This is a genomic window from Vicinamibacterales bacterium (assembly GCA_036012125.1).
Taxonomy (GTDB): domain Bacteria; phylum Acidobacteriota; class Vicinamibacteria; order Vicinamibacterales; family UBA823; genus UBA11600.
Window position 1 is genome coordinate 15878 of the sequence record DASCOS010000011.1, and the last position, 17077, is coordinate 32954.

General features: G+C 54.7%; 14 protein-coding genes. 12 read left to right on the forward strand and 2 right to left on the reverse strand.

What is annotated here, in order from left to right; genetic code table 11:
* Nucleotides 1-18: 18 nt before the first annotated feature.
* Nucleotides 19-1302: an aminotransferase class V-fold PLP-dependent enzyme gene (locus QGH09_04435; protein ID HJO17434.1), complete on the reverse strand. Its 1284-nt coding sequence runs from the start codon at nucleotides 1300-1302 to the stop codon at nucleotides 19-21.
* 222 nt (nucleotides 1303-1524) lie between these two features.
* Between QGH09_04435 and QGH09_04440 the strand changes: the two genes are divergently transcribed.
* The 4 genes from QGH09_04440 to QGH09_04455 all read left to right on the forward strand — a co-directional run bounded on the left by QGH09_04440 (nucleotide 1525) and on the right by QGH09_04455 (nucleotide 5011).
* Nucleotides 1525-2715, forward strand: coding sequence for a P1 family peptidase (locus QGH09_04440; protein HJO17435.1), 1191 nt, complete (start codon nucleotides 1525-1527; stop codon nucleotides 2713-2715).
* A gap of 27 nt (nucleotides 2716-2742) precedes the next feature.
* Entirely contained in the window at nucleotides 2743-3729 is a 987-nt protein-coding gene (locus QGH09_04445; protein ID HJO17436.1) for a threonine/serine dehydratase, read from the forward strand.
* A 169-nt stretch (nucleotides 3730-3898) separates the two neighbouring features.
* Nucleotides 3899-4357, forward strand: a complete 459-nt coding sequence (locus tag QGH09_04450) for a hypothetical protein (GenBank protein HJO17437.1) — start codon at nucleotides 3899-3901, stop codon at nucleotides 4355-4357.
* A gap of 96 nt (nucleotides 4358-4453) precedes the next feature.
* Nucleotides 4454-5011, forward strand: coding sequence for a hypothetical protein (locus tag QGH09_04455; protein HJO17438.1), 558 nt, complete (start codon nucleotides 4454-4456; stop codon nucleotides 5009-5011).
* A 107-nt stretch (nucleotides 5012-5118) separates the two neighbouring features.
* Here the strand turns inward: QGH09_04455 and QGH09_04460 are convergent, their stop codons facing one another.
* Entirely contained in the window at nucleotides 5119-7227 is a 2109-nt protein-coding gene (locus tag QGH09_04460) for a VWA domain-containing protein (protein ID HJO17439.1), read from the reverse strand.
* Between the two features lie 294 nt (nucleotides 7228-7521).
* On the opposite strand from QGH09_04460, the gene QGH09_04465 reads away from it, so the two are divergent.
* From QGH09_04465 to rimO, 8 genes are all read left to right on the forward strand, one after another.
* Nucleotides 7522-8703, forward strand: coding sequence for a M24 family metallopeptidase (locus QGH09_04465; GenBank protein ID HJO17440.1), 1182 nt, complete (start codon nucleotides 7522-7524; stop codon nucleotides 8701-8703).
* Between the two features lie 82 nt (nucleotides 8704-8785).
* Nucleotides 8786-10297 carry a trypsin-like peptidase domain-containing protein gene (locus tag QGH09_04470; GenBank protein ID HJO17441.1) on the forward strand — a complete coding sequence of 504 codons (1512 nt, stop codon included), beginning with the start codon at nucleotides 8786-8788 and terminating at the stop codon, nucleotides 10295-10297.
* Nucleotides 10298-10315: 18 nt separating this feature from the next.
* A complete protein-coding gene (locus tag QGH09_04475; protein HJO17442.1) occupies nucleotides 10316-11449 on the forward strand; it encodes an SAM-dependent methyltransferase in 1134 nt (377 codons plus the stop codon).
* 81 nt (nucleotides 11450-11530) lie between these two features.
* Entirely contained in the window at nucleotides 11531-12091 is a 561-nt protein-coding gene (gene cyaB, locus QGH09_04480; protein ID HJO17443.1) for a class IV adenylate cyclase, read from the forward strand.
* Between the two features lie 5 nt (nucleotides 12092-12096).
* Nucleotides 12097-13065, forward strand: a complete 969-nt coding sequence (locus tag QGH09_04485; GenBank protein ID HJO17444.1) for an NDP-sugar synthase — start codon at nucleotides 12097-12099, stop codon at nucleotides 13063-13065.
* Nucleotides 13062-14090 (forward strand): phosphotransferase, encoded by a 1029-nt coding sequence (locus tag QGH09_04490; GenBank protein HJO17445.1) that lies wholly within the window; start codon nucleotides 13062-13064, stop codon nucleotides 14088-14090. Before QGH09_04485 ends, QGH09_04490 begins: the two co-directional genes overlap by 4 nt.
* Before the next feature lie 228 nt (nucleotides 14091-14318).
* The gene (asnS, locus tag QGH09_04495; protein HJO17446.1) at nucleotides 14319-15611 is read left to right on the forward strand and encodes an asparagine--tRNA ligase; all 1293 of its coding nucleotides are present in this window, start codon (nucleotides 14319-14321) and stop codon (nucleotides 15609-15611) included.
* Between the two features lie 76 nt (nucleotides 15612-15687).
* The gene (rimO, locus tag QGH09_04500; protein ID HJO17447.1) at nucleotides 15688-17067 is read left to right on the forward strand and encodes a 30S ribosomal protein S12 methylthiotransferase RimO; all 1380 of its coding nucleotides are present in this window, start codon (nucleotides 15688-15690) and stop codon (nucleotides 17065-17067) included.
* Nucleotides 17068-17077: the final 10 nt, after the last annotated feature.

Genomic DNA, 17077 nt, shown 5'->3' on the forward strand with positions numbered 1-17077 from the left:
GCACTACCTTCCTCACACTCATGACAGTCGCTGCGCCTCATCGCGGAAGAACTGTTGAACCCGCTGAGCAACCAAAATCTCCTCCCCGTCATTCATGCACCGCGTCTGGATGGCTTGACCAGTCATAGCGATCCGGGGATCTCCGTTCTTGAGCCCCTCACGGACTTCTGCTGAGGACAGCGATACGCTGTTTCCGTCCCAAGTTAAGTCCACTCGAGGTCTACCACGGTCATCTTGTGGGACATCAGCCACAAGGCCTGGTATCCCCTGGAGTTCGTTAGCAATGTACTCGGCCTTTCGTCGCCAAGCGGCATACACTCGATCGTGATCTAATTTAACGTACCGGTCGAGCGCTACAAGAAAACCCATGATCTCTTCCTTGCCAACCTTCATACCACGTCCTAAGTTCGCATTGGGTGCTGCGTGTAATGTGGCTGCTTCGATCAGATCCCGTCGACCGGCCAGGATTCCGGTCGACTGTGGTCCACGAATACCCTTCCCTCCACTAATGACAACCAGGTCTGCACCAGCATCAACCCAACGAGTCAGGGTCGTCGTAGGTGGCAATTCGGATGCAGCATCCACAATCACCGGAACACCAGCTCGACGTCCGAACTCTAGTAACTCATGAACTTGCATAGATTCAGGTTGGTCTGCGGTTTCATAGTCAAGCCGAGCGAGGCCGGAAATCATCGCTGTGTTCGAAGTAATCGCATCGGCAAACTGTTCTCGTGTCTCAACGTTTACCATCGTCATGCCTGCGGCACGATAGGCCCGGTCGTAACCGAACCTTCCCGATGTCTGAGTCAAACACTCACGTTTGGACCACGTGGGATGTGGCAAGGCGTCAATCTTGGCTTCGTCATTACCTGTCAAACAGGCCGCTGCACCAAGAATCATGGCCGAAAATGAACCGCTGGTAACTAATGCAGCATCAGCACCAAGAACCTCCGCCAGACGCGCACCAGCTGCTCGCATCAGTTCGTGCATATCAACGAACTGCTCATTAGCCTCGTGCATCGCTTGCATGACTTCAGCTGGCATACGAGAACCACCCAATGCGGTGATGTGATCCATCGCTGCTAAATGAGGCTTAAGTCCAAGCATCCGGGTATAGATGTTGTCACTAAGCGCTTGTCTCGCGGCGATGGCCGCTTCGGCATTAGGTAAGCGCGATGGAGCGGCGCTGCCACGACTAGCACATGCCCCGACAGTTCCACCGAGAATTGTAGTACCGAAGAACTCTCGACGACTCAGGCGTGGAAGATCTGATTGCCGTGACGAAGGTGAACTTTTCAACATGGTGGACCTCAGAATCAGGGTTGTATAGGAACCGAATTCCCACAGCACGATCACGTGCCAATTACGAGGCCATCCTCCCATGAGGCTCAACAGGAACGCAAGCGCACGTTAACCTAGACGCAACAACAGCCAGCTGAGGCTTGCCAATGAACGCGATGGACGTCTCGGTAGCGCTCTTCGACTGCTCGTGGCAAGATGGTTCAAGGATTTATGGAGGTTGGTATGCGTAGACGCCTAGAACTGTTTCTAACGATTGTAGTGATCACTGTCGGCCTGTGGCCAGTTGTCCTGTCCCAGACCGCTGATGACCGCGTGCGCGCGCGCGACTTAGGCATTACACCTGGGGTGTTTCCGCCGGGTGAGTTAAACGCTATAACTGACGTCGCCGGGGTAAGCGTTGGACACACTACAATCATTGCTGGCGAGAATATTCGCACCGGCGTCACCGCCATCGTGCCGCACAGCAGCAATCTTTTCCAAGAGAAGGTAGCCGGTGGCGTGTTTGTTGGTAACGCGTTCGGCAAGCTGGCGGGGTCCACACAGGTCGAGGAACTGGGCACTATCGAAACTCCAATTGTACTGACCAACACGCTGAGTGTCGGCACGGCCGTGGAAGCAACGGTTGCGCATACTCTCCGGCGCGAAGGTAACGAGGACGTAAGGTCAGTTAATGCTGTGGTCGGTGAGACCAACGACGGTGGATTGAATGACATTCGAGGACAGCACGTTACTCCCCTCCATGTCTGGGCAGCCATCGACAACGCGACTAGTGGACCTGTCACCGAAGGGTCGGTTGGTGCTGGTACCGGCACACGTGCGTTTGGTTGGAAGGGTGGCATCGGCACTTCTTCACGGCACTTGCCCGCACGCTTCGGTGGCTATACCGTCGGTGTTTTGGTCCAAAGCAACTACGGCGGCGTTTTGATGATGGACGGAGTGCCGATTGGTGAAGAGTTAGGCCGTTATTCATACTCACCACCGCCACAGGCGGGAACACTTCCGTCAACATCGCCCGTCGATGCAACCAACGAAGGCAGCGGGTCAGTCATGATTGTTGTGGCCACCGACGCTCCGGTGGACGCACGAGATTTAAAGCGGATCGCGGCAAGGGCGGTGTTCGGCCTCGCGCGCACGGGTTCGTCTTACGGCAACGGTAGTGGCGATTTCGCGATCGCCTTCACGACGTCTTCCGAAATGCGGTCTCGATTCGGTGAACGGACGCCCCGCCCACGCTCGATACTGCAACCCGATGCCGTGTCACCGCTCTTTCAAGCAACACTGGAGGCGACGGAGGAGGCAGTCTACAACTCCCTGCTCCAAGCAACCACCGTTACTGGCAATGGCCGAACCGCAGAAGCGATTTCCATCGAGCGTGTAAAGAGAATCCTTCGAAAGTATGGGCGGGGACGATAGGTTATGGTGACGTAAGACCACTCCTCCATGGCAACGAACCGACATATTTCCCTTGAAGATATTCGCGACGCCGAGGGCGCGATATATGCCGTGGCCGTGCGGACACCATTGGTTCGCCTACCGGTACCAGACAATTCACCCCTAGGACGAACGAAGTCCTCAGAGTTGTATCTAAAGCTTGAAACCTTACAACCAATTGGTTCTTTCAAGATTCGAGGCGCCTATAACACCGTCCGGCAACTAACACCGGATCAACTGTCGCAAGGTGTCTGGACCGTTAGTGCAGGCAATGCAGGGCAAGGAGTGGCGCTGGCCGCTCGGACGTGCGGTGCCAAATGCTCGGTGATGGCTATGGACACAGCACCAATCACTAAGCTTGCTGCGATCGAACGCTTCGGTGCCCAGTTAGTCAAGGCCAGCCACGACGAATGCTGGCAAGCGGTTGAGAATCACGCGTCGGAACGAATGGATGGCGTGTTCGTCCACCCGTTCGATGACAACCGGTTCATCGCAGGAAATGCGACCGCTGGACTTGAAATTCTTGAAGACCTGCCAGACGTCGACGCGGTCGTTGCTTCGATTGGTGGCGGCGGATTGATCGCAGGTATTGGTAGCGCGCTACAGGCACTAAAGCCCGACACAAAGATTCTAGCGGCCGAACCAGAGACCGCTTCACCGCTGGCTACATCGTTCCAGGCTGGAACAGCCAGTCGGTTTCCCAACTGGGAGGCTTCGTTCGTGGACGGCGCTGGTGGAAAAACCGTCCTCCCATCAATGTGGCCGCTGTTGTCGAGTCTCGTCGACGATTCCATTGTCGTTTCACTCAAAGAAGTCGCGTACGCTATGCGTTTAATTGCAGAACGTACGCGAGTGATCGCGGAGGGCGCTGCGGCCTGCGCCGTGGCGGCTGCGCTAACCGGGCGCGCCGGTAGCGGAAAGATTGTCGCGATCATCTCTGGCGGTAATATCGACCTCCCGAAGTTCGCTGCGTTGACAGCGGACAGCACGGATTAGCGTATCGGGAGCCGGACCATACCCCACACAGCTAGAGGCGAATACGCGGCCAAAGCCTTCTGCACATCACCGCACCCACCAGTAGACAAATCTTCCACGTTGATACGCGGACGACTGTCCGATAGCGTAGACACTTGCCGCATCGCAACGGTCGGTTTAGAATTTCCGAATGTCTCGGAAGTCGGTCGCTCAGTCAGGGTGTGCACTCTGTGGCGTTAAGGAGGTGTCCGAGCCTCGCGGCAAGGCCCGCTATTGTCCTGACTGCTGGGATAAGAAGATTGCCGTCGAAGAAATCGTCGCACGTGAGTTCGAACTCAAGCGCTATATCCGCGCGGAGAACGCTGAGAAGTATCTCGTCTATCACTCGACTATCAAGCGCCCCTGTGGACAACTTGTGGTCTTAGACGATGGTTATGATCTGTTCCTTACACTTGTGCTCTACCCAATCTTCGCTTGGGACGACCCTGCCTACCATCTCAGCGGTGACCCAGAGGGGCGTTCATTCTCCGATCTCGTTATCGATAAGGTAGCCGCTGAAGTCGTTGAACCCTGGGGTGGCGGCCGGTGGCATTTAGAGGTCTTCCGGGCAGCTAATCCAGAACCCGAGGAATGGAACGGCGAAATGTGATCTGCTGCGGAGGTATTTCGCCAAACATTGTGGTTTCTGTCCACTGGTCCTATAATCCGTCTGCTTAGTGGAAATTACGCAACTCGGGAGGGAGTTATGAAGCGCCTCAATCTCATATTTGCCGTCGCCTTGGTCAGTATCGGCTTGACGACGATCGGATGTGGTGGGTCGAATGGCGATGATGCCGGTGCCACGCCAGCCGAGGAGGCTGCAGTAGCGGCCTTGCCAACCACCCCAGTGGCTAGTGCCGGGGTCGAGGGCGAAGCTGAGGAACGGCCTCGGTTCATCGCGCCGATTCGCGGTCCCGCTGATATCGCGTACCTCGCGCCGGACACCACGGTTGAAAGCGGCGAGGTCGTCACCAGGATTGTTCTGCAGAATCGAGCGACCGGGGCGATTGCTGGCCTGAAGGTCGACGAGTTCTGGTGGGATTCCGACCGAAATCCACTGCCCGGTGACACGCAGCGATTACGCGAACCACTTATGCCTGGTGAGGTGGCCACGATCGAACTACGCGTCCCCCGCGACAACCGCATGAACCAGAATCAATATAGTTTCAGTCACGCCAACGGACAGATTAATGCCCAGCTGGTCGAAGAACTCCCGGATCCTGAACCAGAAGAGGAGTCCGAGGGCGGGGAAACTGAAAGCTAGCGTATTGGCACGGCGGGAAACGACATGGGGCCAGCGAGCGTCTGCTGGCCCCGTTTCACGTACGGGGCCTTGTTAAAACAAACCGCGGGGGCTTTCGCAACCCATCCTCATGGAGTCGGATGTAAGCGAAACGGTACCTCACGCATGACCACTGCGTTTCGATCAATCCGCGAACGTGCCTCCGTACGCAAAATATAGAGACCAGGGTCAACTCCTTGCAGTGGAATTTGGAGCGCGTGCCCATACCCGCCGCGCTTGCCCTCTAGCTCATCACTCGAGCGGACGTCGTTCACATTGAAGACGACGCGTCCGTCGTCAGCCGTGATCGTCGTAGTAATGTCCACCGTGTGCTCACGGTCCACTTCGTTGTCATAAATCTCTACGAACACGAATAGCTGATCACCTAACTCAAAATCACGAAGCGTGGTTGGTTGGGTCGGCAACACATCCTGAAACTGCTCATCGGATTTGACCGCCGGCGTCCGACTCGCATGAACGGACGCTATCGCAATACCACTCATCTCTATCGGTCCTTCAGAAAAATCTGGAACCTCGAGGTCATACAAGATACTTCCACTCCGACTGCTACCCGTTTCAATTGCCGCCACCCGCACCTGGTACCGCCCCGGCTCGAGATCAAATCGGGAATTCAACTTCAAGCCGTGATTTGATACCGCCTCGTACGCTTCCGGTGGTAACTCGAGAGGTATCGAGAGGGTTTCACCACCAGCGATCTTGTTTTCCTCATCGAGAATAGTGAGCGACAACTCAATCGTGTCCTCAAAGTGTCCGTTCTTCTCAGTGAAGGTCAGAGCTTGCCCACCAATTTCAGCCATGAAGGCAACTGACGACTTTGGGCGCTCTCCCAGAAACGGTGCCGCCGAGACGCGTAACGTGAGCCCGCTTACCGGCAACGGGTTCGTCATCACCTCACGGAGTTCGTCAGAGGCACCTTCTATCTCGGCGAGCTCCATTCTAGGCTCGTTACCTCGTGGCGCCTGGTACCCTTTCCGCGAGCGGACAACAAGGCCAGGACGGGTGACACGTACTTCAATCTCTCGGTTCCGACCATCACGCCGGTCGTTGGTTGGATAGTAGCCAAATACATAGTAAGAACTGTTATCCTCAACGATTCGGGTGAACGCGTTCGACAGGTCGTTCGAGTTTATAAACGCCATGCCACCTGTCCCGTCGGCCAGATCCTGTAAGTTGTCCTGCGCCAATCTGAGGTTGTACCGGAGTGAATCGTTCCGAAGTCCCGTCTCGCCGCCAGTAAATCGGTCGTCTTGGATGAGCGAAGCTTCGATCTGGTCTGAACCAATAGTTGTCATACCACGAGGGTCGAGGGTATAGAGCGCGACATTTGCCTGGGCAGCCGCACCTATGGTCCGCTCCAACTCAGACGCAATCGTTGAAGCGTATGGCGAATTGAAAACGTCGTAGATGTCGTAGTCGATCCCTTGGCTCATAAAGACCACGGCTTTTCTGCGACCGCGCACACCCGAAAGCCAGTCCGAAAGTTCCCGGAGCGTTCCTAGCGTGGCACGCGCCTTGGTGCCCCGCTCAAAGTCGAGTTCGTCTACAACGCGACTGTTATGAAAATCTTCCTGGCTGAGGTATCGGAAATAAGTATCGTTCCGCCCCATCACGCTGGAACGGGCACCTTGCCCTGCAAACTTATCCACGGCCTCCAAGAGTAGGCGCTGATGACCAGTGAATCCCTGTGACACATCGGTACGCCCGCTCGCAAAGAAAACAGCAGTGAGGTCATTAGCACCGATGTGGCGCTCGATAAATTCCTTGGCAGCTGCTTTAACGTAGGCCGTGTGTAGTGGTGTTGTCTGTAAATCATCGAGAAGGAGAACGAACAATCTGCCTTCGAACGGCCGCTCGTTCGAACTGACGTCGGGCTCGATCAACTCAGACGAAACCAGCGTGCGCTCGGCACGCTCTATCGGAATATTGACAAGAGAAAAAGCGCTGACTTCTTGTACTTTCCCATCCTCGAAGACCTTAAAGTCACTCAGGGCTAAGTCATCGATGAAATTTCCGTTCTCATCAGTAACAACCGCATCCACTTCGACATAATTAACTTCGAGTCTAAACGTAACGGGTGGCTGCTGCGCTGCATCCTGCGTCACTTGCTGGGCCAGAACGCCAATGGTCAACCACAGCGCTACCAGCCCAACCCCCACAGACAAGCGTAAGGAGGGCATCAACAATTTCACCAGTCGTTGTCGGCCCAAACGTCCCGTCGGACGCCAACACAAACCACCCCCCATTCCCCCAGATCTCATTCTCCCATTATAGGAAGTCCTTCCTCTTTCTCCCAATACGACGGTGACTGGGGCAAAAAATCCCCGAACGCCAGTATGACAGCCTGAACACTAACCGTCGGTAACATCACCCGTTAGTTGCCGAACATCCCAACCAACGCTAGCCAATCGACGTCCTATCACAAGAAGCCTGCGAACCAAGCGCTCTGCAGGTAGACTGCTATACTCCAACTGATGCCATTGGACATTTCGGCCATTCAGACAGCGCTTTGCGACGACGGGCTAGATGGGTGGCTCCTGTACGATTTCCACGGTTCCAACGAGATCGCGAGGCGGCTAGTTGGCTTATCCGGTACCGGCAAAATGGAGACCCGCCGCTGGTACTACTTGATTCCGGCGGAGGGCGAACCGCGAGGACTGGTGCACGCGATTGAGCGACACAACCTCGACACGCTGCCAGGCTCAAAACAAGTCTATGCAGATCGACAGCAGCTCGAGGTCGGGCTGCGGACACTAGTCTCCGGCCAGCGACGTCTTGCAATGGAATATTCGCCAAACTGCGCCATCCCATACCTGTCCCGGATCGATGCAGGCACAGTCGAACTGCTGCGACGCTTCAACATTGAGCCTGCTTCGTCAGGTAACTTGGTACAGCGCTTTGTTGCACGGTGGAACGAACGGGCGCTCGCGTCCCATCGGAAAGCCTCCGAGCGACTTCACCGGATCAAAGACCGAGCGTTCGATGAAACCGGCCGGGCATTACGAAACCGGACTGGGCCAACTGAACACGATTTACAGCAGCAAATGGTTGACTGGTTCGCTGAGGAAGGACTGGTCAGCGATTCGGCACCGGTTGTTGCCGTCCAAGAGCACTCCGGCGACCCACATTATCTTCCGCAAGCAAATAATAGCCGAGTTGTCAGCGCCGATATGCTCTTACTCCTTGATCTATGGGGAAAGTTGGACGAGCCCGACACAGTGTTTGCTGACATCACGTGGGTGGGCTACACAGGCCGGTCTGTACCAAAACCAATGCAGACAGCCTTCAGCGTCATCACTGCAGCCCGAGATAAAGCAGTTGAACTAATTGAGGCACGGGTCCAAGCTGAACAAGCACTGATGGGCTGGGAAGTCGATCGCGCTGCCCGAGAAGTGATCCAGCTTGCTGGTTATGGAGATTGGGTATTACATCGTACCGGACACAGCCTCGGTGAACAGGTCCACGGCGATGGGGTGCATCTGGACGACTACGAAACTCACGATGATAGATGTCTGCTGCCTGGCACGGGCTTCACAATCGAACCAGGTGTCTACAGTAGCGAATTCGGTGTGCGAACCGAGATAAACATGTACATCGGTGAGCGGGAGGCTCTGGTAACCGGGCCACGACAGACAGAGATTGTTACACTCGGCTAAGTACGCGACGATCAAATCAACTGTCGCAACGGCGCTCACGCATAACGCCGCGGTAGGTCGGCTGAAAGTTTGGGAGGAATCGATGTCCACGCGAAGAACAACCGTCTTTTCCATGGTGCTGATTGCTGTTGTCTCTATGGCCGTTGGCATGGTGCTCACGTCACGGTTAGACCTGTCGTCAAGTTCGTCGGCTCAATCGGTTAGCCTGCCGCCGACAAACAGTGACCCGATAACAGGAACAATCGACGCTCAGACGTTTCGTCGCATCGCGACCGCCCAAACGCCAATGGTCGTGACCATCAGGACCGAATCACGTCGATTAACACAGGACCTGACGGACTTCTTTGGTGGGGGCGACGACCTATTTCGACGCTTCTTTGGACAACCGGCGCCAGAGCAGGAACGCCCTCGTGAGGAATTCACCCAAGGTGCCGGTACCGGCTTTGTGATCGACGCAACAGGGTTAATCTTAACTAACAATCACGTTGTCGAAGACGCCACGAAAATTGAGGTGGGTTTTTTCAACGATGAAAGTGCCTTCTACGAAGCTCGCGTCGTGGGACGAGACCAGCTAACCGACAGTGCTCTTATCGAACTCGTCGATCAACCAGAACATGATCTCCCAGTCGCTAGATTTGGCGATTCGAGTCAGATACAACCTGGGGACTGGGTCATGGCCATCGGTAACCCGTTCAACCTGGCGCACACGGTCTCTGTCGGCGTAATCAGTGCGATAGGTCGGCCATTTCCTGTGGCTCCTGGTCGGCAACAAGATGTTCTCCAGACTGATGCGGCGATCAATCCTGGCAACTCAGGCGGCCCGTTGCTCAACATTCGCGGCGAAGTAGTTGGCATCAACACCGCGATCGTGAGCGACCGCGCCAGTAATCTTGGTATCGGTTTCGCGGTCCCGATAAATGCAGTCCTCGAATTGCTACCACAACTTCATGGTGGCAAAGTGACCCGTGGGCGGATTGGTGTGAACATCACTGCTGTGCAGCGGGAAGCCGTCGAACTATTCGGGTTACCCAATACACAAGGGGCGGTGGTCGCAAGCGTTGAACCTGACGGGCCGGCAGCACTAGGGGGCCTCGAACCTGGCGACGTGATTGTCGAGTACAACGGGGATCTTGTGACCGATACAAGCGACTTGCAGAGCAAAGTAACCCGCACGGTTCCGGGGACCGAAGTGCCAATCACAGTTATGCGGGAACAGGAGCGAACAACCCTAGAAGTGACCATCGGGGAACTCGACCTGGAAGCCGAAGCCCAGCCACGTTCGGCCAGCAATAACAATGAGGATCAGAGTACTGGGTTCGGAATGACGCTCTCCGACCTCAACGGTGAGTTGTCACGGCGGCTTGGAGTTCCAAGTGATATTACAGGTGCAATCATTAGAGAACTCGAACCTCGAGGCGCCGCAGCACAGGCTGGCATGCGGCAGGGGGATATCATCGTCGAGGTTAACCGAGTCGAGGTCGATAGTGCCCGTAGTGCGGTGCGAGAATTGCAACTCGTCGACTCCGGAGAACCGGCCTTCTTCCTGATTTGGCGAGACGGCACGGAGACCTTCGTTCAAGCGACTAAAGAGTGAATCATCTTCACTAGACCCATGGTGCTCCGCGACCTAATAGTGGAGCGGGCCCGTAAGAACGGCCCGCTCACCTTCGTGGAGTACATGGAGTTGGCGCTGTACCATCCCGAGCTTGGTTACTACACACGCGCGTCCCAACGCTCTGGCCGTGCAGGTGATTTTTTCACCAGCGTCGACGTTGGAACTCTTTTCGGTCAGTTGCTGGCCGTGCAGTTTGAGGAGATGTGGTCGCTCGTCAATCAATCTGATAAAGAAGAACCACTGTTCGACATTGTCGAGGCTGGCGCTGGTAATGGACGCTTATCCCGAGACGTGTTGAGTGCGGCAAGCTTGGTCCCGAGTTTCTACGACTCTATCCGACTCCATCTCGTAGAACGCAGCATCAACGCCCGTTCCGAGCAGCCTGCTGTGCTCGGAACCCATATTGACAAACTCGTTTACAGCAATGACGAGCTACCTCACGCGATCCGCGGTGTCATATTCGCCAACGAGCTCCTCGACGCATTTCCCGTTCATCGGGTCACAATGACCGCAGACGGACTGCGTGAGATCCGCGTGGACGCGGACGGTGATCGCCTAGTCGAACGGCTACAGCCTGTTCAGACGCCAACCTTGTTGAAGTATTTAGACAAGCTTAAGGTCACGTTACCGATTAACTCCTCTGCCGAAATTAATCTACTTGCACTAGATTGGGTCCAGACAGCGGCCAATCAGCTTCATGAAGGCTTTATCGTGCTCATCGACTACGGCCATGATGCGCTGCAGCTCTACGGCTCCGCACAACGTCACGGAACGTTGGCTGCATACCGTCAACACGTCCAAGCACCGAGCAGAGCTTTATGGCTAAATGAACCAGGCGACTGGGATCTTACGTCGCACGTCGACCTCACATCGTTGACTCGTTGCGCCGAACAATGCGGACTTCTGTGTCTCGGCTCACTCGACCAAACCTATTTCCTACTTGGACTCGGCAGTGCGGACATCCTTTCAAGCCAGCCAGATAATAGTCTTGACGAGCTCAAACAACGTCTCGCCGCAAAGACGCTGTTCATGCCAGGTGGACTAGGTAGCACACACAAAGTATTGGTCTTCGCTAATGGCGTTGGTTCGCCAGCACTCCGTGGCTGTTCTTACGGTACGCGGTTGACCTAGATGCGCGGTGGAGGGCAAGCGCCGCGGGCAGGTTATCGCTATAATTTTCTGGACCAAGTTATAGACACGGAACACTGAAGGATGAACCGTCCTCTGGAACGCGAAGTCAAACTCAGGTACTCCAAGCCAGATGAGGCCAGAGAAGCGATACTTAAGACCGGCGCAAGGCTGATGCGCAGACGAAGGCTTCAGCAGGATTCCTTACTAGATACCGACGATGGCACACTGAATCGCCAAAATTCGACATTGCGTGTTCGTGTAGAGTCTGAACAAGCCACCGTAACATTTAAGGGCCCGACGATTTCATCGACGATGAAATTACGCGAAGAACTGGAAACACCTGTTGGTGACGGTCCCACGGTACTCAGAATGCTTGAACGAATCGGTTTCACAATCGCATTTCGCTATGAGAAGTATCGCGAAGAGTTCAGGAGCGGTGATGTCATAGTAGCCATCGATGAAACACCAACTGGGACCTTTGTCGAACTTGAAGGTTCGGCACAGGGCATCGAGGCGCTTACAGTGCAACTGGGTCGGGCGCAGTCTGACTACATAACCGAAACCTATTACGAGCTTTTCATGCAGACAGGAAACGCTGACACGACCGCGAGTCCACACATGATATTCGGAAGTGTAACGTGACAAATATGCTTCCGACTCAGGCCTTAGTGTTGACCGCAGGTCTCGGCAAGCGCCTTCGTCCTCTCAGCAACATCCGTGCCAAACCGGCCATCCCGGTTGCAGGCGAGCCACTCGTGCATCGTCTACTGCGCTGGTTAGTTGGTCAGGGTGTTCGGGATGCAGTGCTGAATCTTCACTACCTCCCAAACACGATTACAGGTGTTATTGGCGATGGAAGCGAACTCGGCCTCCGCATACGTTACACATGGGAACCGCGTTTACTTGGCTCGGCTGGTGGACCGCGCACGATGCTACCGTTACTGGACCCCTGTTCAACGTTTATTGTCAACGGTGACACCCTCACCGACATGTCTCTTGAACGATTGGCCGACGAACATAAGCAGAGCGGCGCTAGGGTCACTCTGGCAGTTACCGACAATCCCGATCCCACCCGGTACGGTGGAGTCACCGTAGACGATAGCGGATGGGTCCGCGAGTTCTTACCACCGGGTCACCAAGCGCCTTCTAAGCATTTTGTTGGTGTGCAACTGGTTGAGCCAAGCGTGTTTGATCAACTAACTTTGGGAGAACCCGCTTCATCAGTGGGCGGACTATATACGGGTCTGATAGCTTCCGAACCTCGTAGCATTCGTGCGCATAGAATCTCTGGGCGTTTCCTCGACATTGGTACACCGGCGGACTATTTGGAAACCTCGCTCGCACTTGCTCCCGAGGGCGGACTTTCAAAAATTACTGGTGCCGGTAGTAGCGTTGATCCCTCGGCCAAGCTAGTTCGGACAGCCATCTGGGACCGAGTCACCGTAGAGGCGAATTGTGAGCTGACTGACTGTATTCTCACCGACGGGGTGGAACTCCCATCGGGCAGTCGGTTTACACAACAGGTCCTCTTGCTGCAACCTGGTTCGGCAGAGCCTCTAGTGACTCCTCTAGTCGCCAAACCAGCTTCACCGCCGGAAGGTGCGACTGGAGCATGACACAGCAACCATCTCAACCCGTCAACGAGCCGTGGCGTAATCGCGTCAAACAGTTCCTTGAACAGAGCCAGCTCGCAGAAGTAGGTGCTCCAACCGTTCCTTTGACTGGTGACGCCTCCAATCGACGCTACTTTCGTGTGATTCCTAGGAGTGGCGAATCGTTTGTCCTAGCCTTGTACGATAAATCGTTTAGGTCTGAAACACTTTCGTTTATCAAGGTGGCCTCACTGTTGGAGCAGATGGAGGTGTCGGTACCCGTGGTCCTTGAACATGCTTCCGATCTCGGAGTATTGGCACTACAGGACCTAGGTGACGTTACGCTGCAGGCCCACCTAGGCACCAGTTCCACCAATGACCATATAGCAGTCTACCAAGAAGCGGTCGATCTCATTACGGTGATACAACGGAAGGGTCTAGCAATGGCCGCACCAGGAGTATTACCTTTCACGGTCAATTTCGATGTCAAGAAGTTCATGTGGGAGCTTAATTACTTCGCTGAACACTTTCTAGAGGGCTATCGTGGTGTGACGCTAAACGACGAGGCGCGCCGGGACATCTCTCAAGAATTCCAAAATTTGTCTGAGGAGCTTGCTAATGAACCTCAGGTCCTCTGCCACCGCGACTACCATAGCCGCAACTTGATGCTGCATAACGAACGCCTATATGTCATCGATTTTCAGGACGCGCGATTGGGTCCGGCCACCTACGACCTTGTCTCGTTGCTACGTGATTCTTACGCCGACCTGAAGGAAGAAACGATTGAAGACTTGATTGATCGCTTCTTAGCCAATACGCACGTTTCCCTACCTGCGGACAAGTTCCGACGGCAGTTCGATGCGATGGCTCTTCAGCGAAACCTCAAGGCCCTCGGCACATTCGGATATCAGACATCCATTCGCCGAAATCCTGTCTACATCCAGTATATCCCTCGCACAATTCACTACCTGCGCCGAACATTTGACCGGAACCCGCGCTTTGATTCCCTTCGTGGTGCACTCGCTCCCTTCCTACAAGAAATCGGGTAAACAGGGATGACCATGGGGAACACGACGAGCACCCGGTCCCATTCGGGGGTTCCATCGACTGGTCGACAGATCTGATGACCGTGCAAGAGATCGGCTACGATTGTACGTGGGCCCTCATGGTAGGCCATAGTCGAGATCTGGAAAACAGACCTTGGCACCGTCTGTCGGGTCCGCACTCATATTGAGTAGTTACTAGGCTGACTTAATAAGCTCGGACTGACCAATTCTATGACCGCCTACATTGAGAAAATCGCGGATTTTGAAGGACAGCAAGTCACTCTTCGTGGTTGGCTACACAAGCGCCGCTCAAGTGGAAAGATTCATTTTTTGACCGTGCGGGATGGCACAGGTTTCATCCAAGCCGTGATGTCGAAATCTGTGGTTGGCGAGGAAGCCTTCCACCGTGCTGATCATCTTGGCCAAGAAACATCACTCGCTGTTAAGGGAACAGTCCGTGCCGACAAGCGAGCCCCGGGTGGTTACGAAATTGATGTGACACATTTTAGTGTCATCGGAGAGTCAACCGGATACCCAATCACCAACAAGGAACATGGCGTGGACTACTTGCTCGACCGACGGCACCTGTGGATCCGGTCGCCGCGGCAGCAGGCGATTCTGAGGATCCGTCATGCCGTCGTAGACGCTGTACGCGACTTCTTCAACAATCGGAACTTCACACTTGCGGATACACCAATTTTCACCCCGGCTGCGTGCGAAGGAACGACTACCCTCTTCCCTGTCCAGTACTTCGACGAGACAACGGCATACCTAGCGCAAAGTGGACAGCTATACAACGAAGCGAACATCATGGCACTGGGTCGAGTCTACTGCTTTGGCCCGACGTTCCGGGCTGAGAAATCCAAGACTCGCCGCCACTTAACGGAATTTTGGATGGTCGAGCCGGAAATGGCATTCGCAACGCTCGATGATGCGATCGAACTTGGCGAGGCCCTTGTGGTGACTATCGTGGCACGGGTGCTGGAGACACGGCGGCAAGAGTTAGAGATGCTCAACCGTAACATCGCTGCCCTTGAACGGGTGCGAGCACCGTTCCCCAGAATTACCTACGATGAGGCCGTGGACCTCCTGAAGCTAAAAGGACAACAGTTCGAGTGGGGTGGTGATTTCGGCGGCACTGATGAGACCGTGCTCGCAGAACAGTTCGACCGGCCGGTCGTCGTACATCGATTCCCATCTGCAATTAAAGCTTTTTATATGAAATCTGATCCAGAACGACCAGAGCTGTCACTTTCAGTGGATTTCCTCGCACCTGAAGGATATGGTGAAATCATTGGTGGCGGAGAACGCTTGGATGACCTTGACGAGCTACTTGCTAGGATTGAGAAACACAATCTCCCGAAAGAATCCTTCGAGTGGTATCTTGACCTACGGCGTTACGGAACCGTGCCGCACTCGGGGTTTGGAATGGGAATCGAGCGTGTCCTGACCTGGATTTGCGGTTTGGAACACTTACGGGAAACGATCCCTTATCCCCGAATGCTTTATCGAATGTATCCGTAGTGGACCAAACTGTACTCACAAAACATCCAGTCGGCCGATTGGGTACCGGTGGATCACGCTCCGCCACTTCTGATTTATGAAAATTGGTTTTGTCTCGCTCGGGTGCCCGAAGAACCTCGTGGATACTGAAGTGATGCTCGGCCTCGCCGAGCAGGCCGGTCATGAAGTGACGAACCGAGCGGACGGGGCTGACGTCATCGTAGTAAATACCTGCGCCTTCATTGATAAGGCGAAGGAGGAATCGATCGAAACCATTCTCGAAATGGCTCGTCACAAGCAGAACGGCACCTGCCGTCGTCTTGTTGTCACCGGTTGTCTGGCAGAGCGCTATAAAGCAGACTTGCGGCAGGAAATGCCGGAAATCGATGTGGTACTCGGCACTGATGGTGTTCCTGACATTGTTAGAGCTCTAAATGAGCAGCCTCAAGGGTCTGGAACCCAAGTGCAATTGTTCCGCAATCATTTAGAAGCAACGAGCTCAGCACCTAGCGTGAAACAGCTGAAATACCTTTACGACGCTGATACACCACGGCGACGAACTACGGCATCCCATCTAGCCTATGTGAAAGTGGCGGAAGGTTGCGACTACTCTTGTGCGTTCTGCATCATTCCGACATTGCGCGGGGGCTATCGAAGCCGCCCTCCCGATTCCATCGTAACTGAGGCTCGTACGATGGCAGAGCGTGGCGTGAAGGAGCTTATCCTAATCTCGCAGGACACAACGATGTACGGGTTGGATCGCAACGACCGCGGAGCACTATCCAGACTGCTACATGCGTTGAATGATATTGATGGCCTGGAGTGGATCCGCTTGTTGTATCTCTATCCGACAACGATTGGTGCCGATACGATTGACGCAATTGCAGATTGCGACAAAGTCTGTAATTACATCGACCTGCCTTTACAACACGCTGCAGACCGGCTGTTGAAACGGATGGGACGACCGGGCACGCGGATGAGCTATGAACTGCTACTTGAATCTATTCGCCACCGGATACCCGAAGTGGCACTGCGCACGACATTCATCGTAGGTTTTCCCGGTGAAACTGACGAGGATTTCCGTGTACTTTGTGATTTTATTGAGAATGTACGCTTCGATCATATCGGCGTTTTTATCTATTCTCACGAAGAAGGCACACGGGCCTTCGCTCTCACCGATGACGTATCCAGTGACACGAAAGCTCGTCGACGGCAGGAATTGATGCTACGCCAGCGGAAAATCGTGGAACGTCGCCAAGCGGAACGCGTCGGGCAAAAGATTCGTGTACTCGTCGAGGGCCGTTCCAAAGAACATCCTCTTGTGGTGCAGGCTCGATGGGCGGGCCAAGCCCCGGAGATTGACTCTGTCACCTACCTTACCGAATGCGATCCTTCTCAGTTTGCCCCGGGTCGACTCGTGGACGCCGAAATTCTTGGCGGTCATGACTACGATCTTTTTGCCCGTCCATTGCCGTAGTAATTCCGTC